This is a genomic window from Buchananella sp. 14KM1171, assembly GCF_041380365.1.
Classification (GTDB): domain Bacteria; phylum Actinomycetota; class Actinomycetes; order Actinomycetales; family Actinomycetaceae; genus Buchananella; species Buchananella felis.
Map to the genome: position 1 here is coordinate 808,253 of NZ_CP159981.1, position 11,989 is coordinate 820,241.

The following is an 11,989-nucleotide window of genomic DNA, read 5'->3' on the forward strand; positions in this document are numbered from 1 at the left end:
CGCCCCGAGGTGAGGCCGGGCGGCAACGTCGTCCACTAGCAAGGCAAGGCACACCTTCCCACGCCTTTTGCGGGCTATTTCGGCGTTTTTCCGCCCCTGTCACCGGGCGCTCCGGGCGCGCGGCAGGCAGGCGGGACCGCAGTCCCCTCCCCCGCACCTCCACGTCCGTAGCTTGGCCCCCAATGCCAATGAAGGAGTAGAGATGGCCGAATTCCTGTACGAGGACATGCTGCCGATCGGCGAGGACACCACGCCTTACCGCTGCCTAACCACCGAGGGCGTCAGCGTGGTGGAAGGCCCAGACGGGCGCAAGTTCCTCCAGGTGGAGCCCGCCGCACTGGAGCTGCTGGCCAAGGAGGCCATCCACGACATCTCCCACTACCTGCGCCCCGGCCACCTGCAGCAGCTGCGCAACATTATGGAAGACCCCGAGGCCAGCGACAACGACAAGTTCGTGGCCCTAGACCTACTCAAGAACGCCCACATCGCCGCCGCCGGCGTGCTGCCCATGTGCCAAGACACCGGCACCGCCATCATCATGGGCAAGCGCGGCCAGCAGGTCCTCACCGAGGGCCCCGACGAGCTGCACCTGTCCAAGGGCATCATGGACGCCTACACCAACCTCAACCTGCGCTACTCGCAAAACGCCCCCATCACCATGTGGGACGAGCGCAACACCGGCACCAACCTGCCCGCCCAGATCGAGCTTTACGCGGACACCGCCCCCGGCCACGAGCTGGCCTACAAGTTCCTGTTCATGGCCAAGGGCGGCGGCAGCGCCAACAAGTCCTACCTGTTCCAGGAGACCAAGGCGATCTTGAACCCCGACTCCATGATGCAGTTCCTGGAGGCCAAGATCCGCTCCCTGGGCACGGCGGCCTGCCCGCCCTACCACCTGGCCATCGTGGTGGGTGGCACGTCCGCTGAGTTCGCGCTCAAGACCGCCAAGTACGCCTCCGCCCGCTACCTGGACTCCCTGCCCACTGAAGGTTCCATGGCCGGCCACGGCTTCCGCGACATCGAACTCGAAGAGCGCGTGCTGGACCTGACCCGCAAGATCGGCATCGGCGCCCAGTTTGGCGGCAAGTACTTCTGCCACGACGTGCGCGTGATCCGCCTGCCGCGCCACGGCGCCTCCCTGCCCGTGGCAATCGCCGTGTCCTGCTCCGCCGACCGCCAGGCCAAGGCCAAGATCACCCCCGAGGGCGTGTTCCTGGAGCAGCTCGAGTTCGACCCGGGCCGCTTCCTGCCCGAGACCACCGACGCGGAGCTGGACGCCGCCACCGACGGCGTGAGCGGCACCGGCAAGGGCGCTGCCGTCAAGATCGACCTGAGCCGCCCGATGGACGAGATCCGCGCCGAGCTGTCCAAGTACCCGATCAAGACGCGCCTGTCCCTGACCGGCACGCTGATCGTGGCCCGGGACATCGCGCACGCCAAGATCCGCGAGCGCCTGGAGGCCGGCGAGGAGATGCCGCAATACCTGAAGGACCACCCGGTCTACTACGCGGGCCCGGCCAAGACCCCGCAGGGCATGCCCTCCGGCTCGTTCGGCCCCACCACCGCCGGGCGTATGGACGCCTACGTGGACCAGTTCCAGGCCGCCGGCGGCTCCATGGTGATGCTCGCCAAGGGCAACCGCTCCCAGGCCGTCACCGACGCGTGCGCCAAGCACGGCGGCTTCTACCTGGGCTCCATCGGCGGCCCGGCCGCCCGCCTGGCCCAGGACTGCATCAAGAAGGTGGAGCTGCTGGAGTACCCCGAGCTCGGCATGGAGGCCATCTGGAAGATCGAGGTAGAGGACTTCCCGGCATTCATCGTGGTCGATGACAAGGGCAACGACTTCTTTGCCCACACCGGCGAGGTGACCCTGACCATCGGCAAGCGCCCGTCCTGCTGAGGTAGTCCAAAACAAGGGGTTGGGGCGGTGACTTTCCAGTCACCGCCCCAACCCCTTTTCTCCGCGCCGCCTCGCGGCGCGGGGGCCAAACTCAGGCGTCCAGGTCGGTCTCCAGCAGGGCCGCCAACTCGTCGAGGACAGCCTCAGCGCCCTCGTCGTCGCTGGACAGGACAACCACATCGCCGAATCCGGCGCCCAGCGTCATCACTCCCAGGATCGAGGAGGCGTCCACAGGCTCGCCGCCTTCCAGGGCGATCTCGATGTCAAAGTCGTGCTCGTTAACGGCTGCGACGAACGTGGCGGCCGGGCGGGCGTGCAGGCCAACCTTGGACCCAATCTTGGCGGTGCGCTGTGCCATATCTGCTCCTAATCGAAGGTGGCGGGCACTATCGGATGCACCCGCGAGCGATGGAAGAAGTGTAACCGGCGTTACCCGGCACGGTAGGGCGCAACGACAACATCAATCCGCTGCAATTCCTTCAAGTCGCTGTATCCCGTGGTCGCCATCGTCTGGCGCAGCGCCCCCGTCAGGTTGAGAGAACCATCGGGCTGGGTGGCGGGACCGAGCAGGATCTCCCGCATACTGCCCACCGTGCCCACGTGGACGCGCTCGCCGCGCGGCAGCCGCTTGTGGTGCGCCTCGGCACCCCAGTGCCAGCCCCGCCCCGGCGCCTCGGTGGCCTTGGCCAGAGCGGAACCGAGCATCACCGCATCGGCGCCACAAGCAAAAGCCTTCACCAGGTCACCGGAGCGTCCCACCGCGCCGTCGGCCACGATGTGAACGTAGCGGCCACCCGACTCATCCAAGTAATCGCGGCGGGCGGCGGCAACGTCGGCGATAGCGGTAGCCATCGGCACGTGAATACCAAGCGCGCGGCGGGTGGTGTGCGCAGCACCGCCCCCGAATCCCACCAACACGGCGGCAGCGCCGGTGCGCATGAGGTGCAGCGCGGCGGTATAGGTGGCAACGCCACCCACCACCACCGGCACGTCCAGCTCATAGATGAAGCGCTTGAGGTTGAGCGGTTCCGCGCGGGAAGAGACGTGCTCCGCGCTCACGGTGGTGCCGCGGATGACAAACAGATCCACGCCCGCGTCCACCACTGCCTGCCCGTAGCGTTGGGTGTGCTGCGGAGAGAGCTTTCCCGCCACAGGCACACCAGCCGCGCGCACCTCTGCCAGACGCGCAGCGATCAGCTCCTTCTTGATCGGCTCCGAGTAGATCTGCTGCAGGCGCCGCGTGACCTGCTCCTGCGGCAGGTCGGCGATCTCCGCGAAGAACGGGGTGGGGTCCTCGTAACGCGTCCAGAGCCCGTCCAGGTCTAGCACCCCGATGCCGCCCAGGCGGCCAAGCTCGATAGCCGTCGATGGGCTCATCACGGAGTCCATAGGGGCCGCCATGATGGGCAGTTCCACGTGGTAGGCGTCGATCTGCCATGAGATAGACACATCTTGCGGGTCTCGGGTGCGCCTGGACGGGACCACCGCAATGTCGTCGAAGGAAAACGCCCGCCGCCCGCGCTTACCGCGGCCAATCTCAATCTCGTTCACGGCTCTAGCCTAGCGGGGGCCGGAAATGTGAGTCACAGGTGGCACCATTGGGGAGGGAAAGGGGAAGCGATGGACTTTCAGGGCGTACTGGTTGGTTTTGACACTGAAACCACCGGCGTGGATACAGGTAGCGACCGAATTGTCACCGCCGCCGTGGTGGTGCGTAGCCCGGGGCGGCCTGACGAGGTGCTTACCTGGCTCGCTGACCCCGGCGTGGAGATCCCGCAGGCGGCGTCCGACGTTCACGGCATCACCACCGAGTACGCCCGCGCCCACGGCAGGCCGGCCGCACAGGTAGTCGAGGAAGTCGCCGCTGTCCTGGCTGCGCTGGTGAGCTCCGGTGGAACGATCGTCGCTTTCAACGCCTCCTTCGACCTAGCGATCCTGCGGGAGGAATTGCACCGCTACGGCCTGCCCACACTGGAGGAGCGCCTGGGTGGGGAACTGCGCGCCGTGCTGGACCCCCTGGTGATAGACCGGGCCGTGGACCGCTGGCGCAAGGGCAAGCGCACCCTCGGTTCCCTGGTGGAGCACTACGGGATCGCCGCCCCGCAAGGGGACCTGCACACGGCCGACGTTGACGTGGCCGCCACTCTGGACGTGCTGGGTGCGATTCTTACGCAATACCCGGAGGTGGGCGCGCGCAGCGAGGCCGAGCGCTTCGAGTGGCAGCGCCAGGCTCACCGTGAGTGGGCCGAGAGCTTCAACAAATGGCTGCGCCGCCAAGGCAGGGACAACAACCTGGCCTCCACGCAGTGGCCGTAGCCGTCTAATCCATTGGGTCCTTTCAGCCCCAGGTCCCCACCACCGCGAGTAACAGGACAACTCGAAACACGCACCTTCCTCAAACACTAAACAAAACGGCACAATTACAGCCTAAAATTTCAAACACATAACCGACACTCGATCTTCAACGTTCACGAAACCGGCATACCCGCTACCGCAGGACAATCTTACGCCGTAGCGTCGACAACAAATACAACTCCAGCCTAGGTGCGAGATTCTGCAACTGAAATAGATGAAACTGACATGAAGACCTAGCCAACTCCAAAACCGGAACAAACCGTACCCGAAAGACTGTCCGGCTCCTTGTTGGCAGCCCGGTTTTCCGGGCTCGGCCAGCTGTTATGGGCACGATGGTTTGCCCCTGTCTAACCAATGATCCGGGGGGTGTTGTCACCCATGACAGTTGGGCGCAGGGGAGACGCTGATTAGGGGAACGGCCCGCTTGTAGCGAGGCCGAAGGCACACGTGGGTGCGGGACTTGTGACCGTGGTGCTGGCCGTGGCTAACAAGCACGGAGACGGCCGTGGGAATTGACCAGGTTGCAGTCCTTGTTGGCATAGATGTCGGTAAGAGTGAGCACTGGGCTCATGCCCAGGACCCATCTGGCAAGAAGCTACTGGATAAGGCTTTGCCAAACGACGAGGCAAAACTGCGCCTGATCTACCAACAGCTGTCCGAACACGGCCCAGTCTCGGTACTGGTCGACCAAGTAAGCCACCACCGGGGCACTGGCCGTGGCAGCTGCCCAAGCACTGGGAACCCTTGTGGCCTACCTACCCGGGTTATCTATGCGGCGTATCGCAGACCCAACGCCCGGCAGGGCCAAGACAGACAAACGCGACGCAGCCGTTATCGCTACCGCTGCCCGCACCATGCCACACCTTGCCCTCTCTTACAGAAGCAGACCAAGACGGCCCAGCTCTAGCAATGCTTACCGGATTTGACCTAGACCTGGCCCGCCAGGTCAACCAAACAGCAAACAGCATCCGTGGCCTCTACACCCAAATCCACCCTGCCTTGGAAGCCGTCTTAGGCCCCAAACTCGAACACGCCCCCGTCGTGGAACTCATTGCCTCCTCCCCCACACCAGCGCAGTTGAAGAGGGCCGGCAAGCACGCATTGCTGCCAAACTCAAAGCCAAGCCAGCCTTGCTCTACAAGCACTGGGATAAACAAATCATCCAAGCCCTAGCTAAACAAAGCGTGGTAGTAGCCGGCACCGATGCCGCAGGTGCTGTCTTGCCCTACCTTGCAAGGCAGCTAATCAACCTGCATGCCCTACGCAAAGACATCGCCGTCCAAGTTGAGGCTCTAGTGCAGGCCCACCCTCTTTTCGTGGGTCCAACTTTCATGCCCGGGATTGGAGTCAGGACCGCCGCGATCTTCTTCGCCGAAACCCTGGGCAAGACCTTTGCAACCTCGGCCCACCTTGCCTCTTACGCCGGCCTAACCCCAGTAATAAGGCGCTCTCGAGCCTCGATCCGAGGAGAACATGTCTCACGCACAGGCAACAAACGCCTCAAACGAGCCATGTTCCTAGCTGCTTTCGCCGCCCTAAGAACAAACCCCGCCTCCCGCGCGTATTACGACCGCAAACGAGAACAAGGCAAACGCCACAACCAAGCACTACTAGCCCTGGCCCACCGTCGCATACTCACCCTGCACGCCATGATCCGCACAGGCACCCTCTACGACCCACAACCAAGCCCAAAACTCGCCCAAGCCCCTTGAAGAACAGCATAGGCCCCAGGGGTTATTAGCCAGCATGTGGGAATTTGATAGTACCCTATGACGCTCCAAAAGCAGCACGCCCGTCTACGTCCAGCATATTTAAGATACCGCTCAGCCGCAGACCCTACCGTTTAAATATGCTGCTTCATCACCACATTGGCGGCGCTAAAGCCCCTTTACCCCACCTCCCTACACGGTCTTTGGGCTAGTAATCGACCGAGGACCCCTCACATAGGGGGTACACGCAATCAGCCCAACGAAAGGAGCTTCTCCCCTAGAGTACGATTCCCCAAACGGTCTAGATAGTGATAACTAGTGCCTCCACTCCCGACCCGGAATCTCGGTATCTCCTTCTCGCGTGCGGAATCGCGTCCCCATTCCAGATTCAACACGGCCAATCACATGAAAACTCAACCCCTTGTCATTGCACTTTCTGAGCACTGTTTCCAGCCCTTCTGGCCGCACCGTCGCGACGAGCTCAAAATCGACTGAATCACCGAAGACTAACGACTCAACTGGGCACTCTAAAAGGGCCGCAGCACGATTCAATCCCTTCGAAACTGGAACCCAATCTGCCTCAACGACAATCATTACGTTACTTGAAGACGCGATCGCTGTGATGGCGGCTTTGAGACCATCCGATGTGTCGACACAAGCCGTAGCAAAACCGCTAGTTGCGAGCAGACGTCCAGCGTCGACCCTTGGCCGCACGCGGCGCCACCTACCAAGAAGCTTGGATCGCTCCGCCTCATCAACCGTTGCCAGCTTTTCAGCGCGGGCCAATTTCATCGCAGCACCAGCTTCACCTGTCTGCCCAGTGACGATCAGATAGTCGCCAACCTGCGCCCCTCCCCGGCGCAACAGCGACTGTGGTTCGACGAGCCCAAACGCACTTGCCGAAAGAACCACGCTCTCCGCAGAGCCAATATCGCCACCAACATTAATCGCACCAATTGACCTGCAAGAGTCCGCCACGCCCTCCAAGATCGACGCAAAAACCTCATCCGGTAGGTCCTTGGGATAACGAATAACGGAAAGCAACCCTAAGGGCTTTGCACCCATAGATACCACGTCGCTAAAATTAGCGCCCGCCAAGTACCAACCTAGGTCATACTCGTTGAGATATCCCATTCTATATAAATCAAAACCCACACCGCGAATATAATCAGAGCCGGCTACGAGAACCACGTCTCCCTTTATAGAGTATGCGGCACAGTCATCTTGCGCTGGAACGCCGAGCAACAGACTCGCCACCCCCACCCCTTCGAGCGCGACCGTTTGCGATTTATCACGCTCAAGAAGGGGTACGACGATCCTTTCCAATTTCTGAGGCTCGTCTAGCCGCTCTCTCTGATCATTCCCACGACTTACGAAATTAGTCAAAACTATTTTCCCCTGATTCTGGACCCAAATTAGCCTGCCGCAAAAATTATCTCAACCGATTGGAGTCGGAGCGAACGAAATGGGCAACTGCCTTCCGATGGTCATCTCCTTCTGCCCAGATAACCCAATCGACCCGATTCTCATCAACACCAGCCGCGCGCGCAATTAACGCGCGACTACATTGCCGGATTCCGCCTTTCGGAATTGCTACCCGCCAGTCAAAAGGACTGGATGAGAGAATCAAATAGCTTGCAACCTCTTCAATGCAACCCCTTGCGCCATGAAATGATTCACAATCTACATACCATTCCGCAACGCCATTAAGCGCGTTTTCCCAATTTACCCCTTGGCCTAAGACAAGGTGAACATGGACATGCTTGACACAGCTCGGCCCACAGTAATGGCTCCGAGTACCATGCTCTAAAAGCATATAGTTCGCATATCCAAAGCGCTTCGCGGTCAGCGCGGCGTATTCATGAAGAGACTGCCAAGTACTTTCTGGAAAAGGCAGGTCTAACGTAGAATGCACATGCCTGGTCGGACATATCAACAAGTGCCCCTCCACCAAGGGCGAAATATCCACCAATGCCAGCCAGTCATTAGAGGAAGCCACGAGCCGATCGCACGAACCGCCTGATCGAATTCTTTCGATCTCTTCGCACAATCCAGATTCATCGCAGTATAGACCGCTCATCACATGCCTATCTGTTTCCGCAGGTAGTCCAAATTCACGATAGTGCGCTCAAGCGGAAAGCTCTCAAACTTCTCCTGACCAGCCAGCACTAGGAACATAACGCGATTATACTCTAGCCAAAGACTGTGATTACTTGCTTCATCAAAAGCGTCGATCATCTTCTCCCTAACGACTGCAACGCTATCAATCATAGCAGTCAGTCGCGCACGCGTATCACAATCGCCAATTTCATTGATGCGAGCACGCGCATCTGCGACGCTCAGGGTACGCGTCAGTCTTTGATCAATCTCTAACAACAGGCGCGGATTGACATCCGTAGGGAACTTCATGAAGCGCAATGACGACTCAAGCATCGCGTAGTCAATTAGCCCGTGCCCCCCGGACTTTGTCCAAGCAAAGTCGATCAAACATGGGTTAGTTGCGTTGCGATCGACCACGATGTTGCTCAAGTGAAAATCGCCGTGATTGACTTCGGTCACAAACTCGCCAACCTCTTCGACTATAAGCTCAGGCAAAACCAGTACGGGGTTTTTCGCAACTACGGTTCCGCCATACTCTAACTCACCACACTCGAACATTCGAGACGCCCTGCTTTTCCGTCGCGGCCGGGTATACTCTTCTAGATAATCGCCGTAAAACCCGCCCTGCCCTTTGATAACAATGTGCGCGGTCTGCAGAAGATCCAAACTCTGCCCCAAGAGTGGTAAAAGCGTGCTTTTTGCGTCTACCTCATTTCGCATGCACTTTTCATACACGTCCGCGGCGTCAACAACCTTCCCATCCGAATCGGATACAAGCTGGAAGAATATTGCCACCGAACCGTTTTTCCGCACCTCATAGCCTGGCTTCACGTTCCTAATATTGTTCTGCGCAATCCGGTGACCTTCTATTTCCCGCTCAATCTCTTCCGGAGTCGCAATCTTAACCACATGTGGCAAGTGTGCTTTTTTGCCGAAAGACGGCGTCTTGATAACGTAGATCCGCGCTCCAGAATAGCCATACCGGGCAAGAGGGTGAGCCTCGACCTCTGCCCTTTTCAACTTTGCGGCAGCTTTCTTCAGCAGAGCCATGTCAGCCTCCGGAATCGAAGCGTTAATGACTTTGACACCCATGGCGCCTCCCTAGCTCTCGAGAAGTTTGCTCTTTGCTGTCATGGACAGTAAATGCCACAACCCAGTCGATTGACCAGGAGTAACCTAGGAGACACACCTGTGATTCGCCGCACATGCCATTGGCTCCGGCGGGCAACGTTTGGCTTATACTCACCAATATTTTCTACACTTCCCGCTGTCGCCCCTCGCATACCCCAACACAGACTAGGCCCATAGTCCCAAGAAGTCGAGGTTTCGAATAGGCCCGTTCAGCGCTCGCACCGCGGTAGCGCACCCTCGCATCGATGATGGACCACTACGGCGTGTCCGCCCGTTACCTTATTTGTGGCTCGGTCGTTCCGGGCTCAGCCAGCTGTTGTGGGCATGATGGTTTGCCCCTGTCTAACCAATGATCCGAGGGGTGTTGTCACCCACGACAGTTGGGCGCTGGTAACAGCTGATTAGGGGGACGACCCGCTTGTAGCGAGGTCTAACGCACACGTGGGTGTCGGTGCTGGTGACCGTGGTGCTGGCCGGAGGGTGTCAGATTGTTTGTGTAAGTGGTCGATCTTCGAAAGGTTGTTTGACTATGACTGAGACTGACGCGCGGGGTCAGGGCCCTGGTAAGACCACTGGTAGTGGGATCCCTGATGGGCTGGTTGACCAGCTCACGGCAGCGGCTGGTGAGCGTGGTACTGAACTGACCGGGCCGGGCGGGTTCCTGCCCGAGTTGATCAAGGCAGTACTAGTGAACCGTCCTGGGTTTGGTTCCGGTGGTCAGCCTGAGAGGATTTGCCTCAGTCGAAGCGTTTGGCCCCAGAGTTCAAGTCGCGTGCTGTTCGTCTTGTCAGCGACCGTCTGGCATCGGAGCAGACAGTCTCCCTCACCAGTGTTCTACGTGAGGAAGAGCGTCAATCTCGGGGTGGGGTATGAGACGATGCGCCGCTGGTATCGCGATCCCAGCCTGAGACAGGATCTTGAACAAGCCCCATCAAGGAGTGCGAGGTGGCCCGCCTGCGGCGGGAAAACGCTCAGCTCCGCCAGGCCGGCGAGATCCTGAAGGCAGCCTCGACTGTTTTCGCCAAAGAACACGGGCCCCGGCTGCCCGAAATGATCGCTTTCATCGACGCGGGCCGAGCCAAGTGCCGGGGTTGAACGCATCTGCAAGACTCTCACCGAACACCGCCAAGGCGCCTTCATCACGGGTGCGAGGGTATGGCAAGGCCAAGAACCGTACGCCCTGGCAGCGCTGCTTACGAGATGCCGCTTTGATCCCAGTCATCAAGCTCATCCAGGCAGAGAACACTTACGTGTACGGGTGGCTAGATGTGGCATGCCCTCAAACGCGAAGGCTAGGACGTGGGGCGCGAACAATACTGGCCCCAGCTGGCGAGGGAGATTTGCCGGGCTCAGGGGCGTTGTGTCTGCCCCGGGTAGGCGCCAAGCTGGAGTGCTCCTGGGACCGATTACGCGCCCAGATCTGGTTGAACCCCCGCTTCGCGCGCAGTGCCCCTAACCAGTTGTGGATTGCCGACACTACTCACGTACGCGCAGCGGGTTCGTTTACACCGCCTTCGTAACAGATGCCTTCAGCCGCAAGATCGCTGGCTGGGCAGTGAGTAACACACTCAATGCCCAGGCTCTACCCCTGCAGGCCCTGGAACGAGCTATCGCTACTGCCAAGGGGAGTGTCGAGGGATTGGTCCACCACAGCGATCACGGCAGCCAGTACGTCTGTGTCGCCTACCATGAACGCCTGGTCGAAGCAGGAATTGATGCCTCTACCGGCACCGAAGGAGAATACTTGCGACAACGCACTGGCCGAAACTGTCAACGGCTTGTACAAGAGCGAGTTGATCTACTCCCAGCACTGGGCCGGACTGACCGAAGTCGAATGGGCGACCCTATGCTGGGTGAACTGGTGGAACAACACCCGCCTGCACAGCGAACTGGGCTATGCCACACCCCAAGAAACCGAAGACTGCTACTACCAACACCACACCCACCAAATGAGCACCGCCTAGGAACCAAACCCAGGACGGTTCACTTTTCCTGGTCCTGACTTCCATGCCCGGGATCGGAATCAGGACCGCAGCTGTTTTCCTCGCCGAGACCCTGGGCAAGACCTTCCCCACCGCAGCCCACCTAGCCTCCTACGCCGGTCTAACCCCGGTAACCAGACGCTCGGGCAGCTCCATCAGAGGTGAACACGTATCCAGAACAGGCAACAAACGCCTCAAACGAGCCATGTTCCTAGCTGCCTTTGCCTCCCTACGAAGCGATGCCACCTCCCGCACCTACTACGACCGTAAACGCGCCCAAGGCAAACGCCACAACCAAGCACTCCTCGCCCTGGCCCACCGCCGCATCCTCACCCTGCACGCCATGATCCGCACAGGCACCCTCTACGACCCACAACCAAGCCCAAAACTCGTTCAAGCCGCTTGACAAACAACATAGGGGCACCCCCGCCGGGGACCTGCACACGGCCAACGTTGACGTGCGCGCCACCCTCGACGTGCTCCGCGTGCTCCTGGCCCGCTACCCCGAGTTCGCCACCCTCTCCCCCGCCGAGCGCTACGACTGGCAGCGAGAGGCCCACCGCAAGTGGGCGGAGAGCTTCAACGACTGGCTGCGCCGCCACGGCCGCACCACCAACCTGGCCGACACCCAGTGTCCGTAGTGCCGCGCCGCTGCGCGCCTGATTCCTGCGCGTGCCCACGCTGATTTTGTCCGCCGACGCTCCTCCCGCCGCATTCAACGTGTATGCGGGTGGAGCGTCGGCCGAATGTATGCCACAGGCGGGCGGGAACGTCGGCGGAAACAAAAAGCGGTGGCCGGGCAGTTGAACTGC

10 protein-coding genes and 3 pseudogenes are annotated in these 11,989 nt (G+C 60.2%); 8 read left to right on the top strand and 5 right to left on the bottom strand.

The annotated features are described in order from the left end of the window. Positions 1–202 precede the first annotated feature (202 nt). The gene (locus tag ABYF38_RS03145) at positions 203–1,900 is read left to right on the top strand and encodes a fumarate hydratase (RefSeq protein WP_371152685.1); all 1,698 of its coding nucleotides are present in this window, start codon (positions 203–205) and stop codon (positions 1,898–1,900) included. Between the two features lie 91 nt (positions 1,901–1,991). Here ABYF38_RS03145 and ABYF38_RS03150 read toward each other — a convergent pair whose 3' ends face one another. Together ABYF38_RS03150 and ABYF38_RS03155 are read right to left on the bottom strand one after the other, a co-directional pair. After that, positions 1,992–2,258: an HPr family phosphocarrier protein gene (locus tag ABYF38_RS03150; protein WP_371152686.1), complete on the bottom strand. Its 267-nt coding sequence runs from the start codon at positions 2,256–2,258 to the stop codon at positions 1,992–1,994. Positions 2,259–2,329: 71 nt separating this feature from the next. Further along, positions 2,330–3,451, bottom strand: a complete 1,122-nt coding sequence (locus tag ABYF38_RS03155; protein ID WP_371152687.1) for a GuaB3 family IMP dehydrogenase-related protein — start codon at positions 3,449–3,451, stop codon at positions 2,330–2,332. Between the two features lie 69 nt (positions 3,452–3,520). Here ABYF38_RS03155 and ABYF38_RS03160 point away from each other — a divergent pair, with 69 nt between their 5' ends. Further along, positions 3,521–4,216, top strand: coding sequence for an exonuclease domain-containing protein (locus ABYF38_RS03160; protein WP_371152688.1), 696 nt, complete (start codon positions 3,521–3,523; stop codon positions 4,214–4,216). Between the two features lie 544 nt (positions 4,217–4,760). Beyond that, positions 4,761–5,967: pseudogene (locus tag ABYF38_RS03165) on the top strand (IS110 family transposase). Between the two features lie 312 nt (positions 5,968–6,279). Here ABYF38_RS03165 and thiL read toward each other — a convergent pair. From thiL to ABYF38_RS03180, 3 genes are all read right to left on the bottom strand, one after another. Then, complete coding sequence (gene thiL, locus ABYF38_RS03170) at positions 6,280–7,290, bottom strand: thiamine-phosphate kinase (protein WP_371152689.1); 1,011 nt, start codon at positions 7,288–7,290, stop codon at positions 6,280–6,282. 106 nt (positions 7,291–7,396) lie between these two features. Beyond that, on the bottom strand, positions 7,397–8,044 hold the full coding sequence (locus tag ABYF38_RS03175) for an HIT family protein (protein WP_371152691.1): 648 nt from the start codon (positions 8,042–8,044) through the stop codon (positions 7,397–7,399). Then, positions 8,044–9,156 (bottom strand): hypothetical protein, encoded by a 1,113-nt coding sequence (locus tag ABYF38_RS03180; RefSeq protein ID WP_371152692.1) that lies wholly within the window; start codon positions 9,154–9,156, stop codon positions 8,044–8,046. The genes ABYF38_RS03175 and ABYF38_RS03180 overlap by 1 nt, the downstream gene beginning before the upstream one ends. Positions 9,157–10,140: 984 nt before the next feature. On the opposite strand from ABYF38_RS03180, the gene ABYF38_RS03185 reads away from it, so the two are divergent. The 5 genes and pseudogenes from ABYF38_RS03185 to ABYF38_RS03205 all read left to right on the top strand — a co-directional run bounded on the left by ABYF38_RS03185 (position 10,141) and on the right by ABYF38_RS03205 (position 11,818). Further along, complete coding sequence (locus ABYF38_RS03185; RefSeq protein ID WP_371152693.1) at positions 10,141–10,290, top strand: hypothetical protein; 150 nt, start codon at positions 10,141–10,143, stop codon at positions 10,288–10,290. Positions 10,291–10,657: 367 nt separating this feature from the next. Further along, positions 10,658–10,870: pseudogene (locus tag ABYF38_RS03190) on the top strand (DDE-type integrase/transposase/recombinase); the annotation flags it as partial. A gap of 13 nt (positions 10,871–10,883) precedes the next feature. Further along, positions 10,884–11,159 (top strand): integrase core domain-containing protein, encoded by a 276-nt coding sequence (locus tag ABYF38_RS03195; RefSeq protein WP_371152694.1) that lies wholly within the window; start codon positions 10,884–10,886, stop codon positions 11,157–11,159. A gap of 22 nt (positions 11,160–11,181) precedes the next feature. After that, a pseudogene (locus tag ABYF38_RS03200) lies at positions 11,182–11,583 on the top strand (transposase); the annotation flags it as partial. Between the two features lie 52 nt (positions 11,584–11,635). Next, positions 11,636–11,818, top strand: coding sequence for a hypothetical protein (locus ABYF38_RS03205; RefSeq protein ID WP_371152695.1), 183 nt, complete (start codon positions 11,636–11,638; stop codon positions 11,816–11,818). Positions 11,819–11,989: the final 171 nt, after the last annotated feature.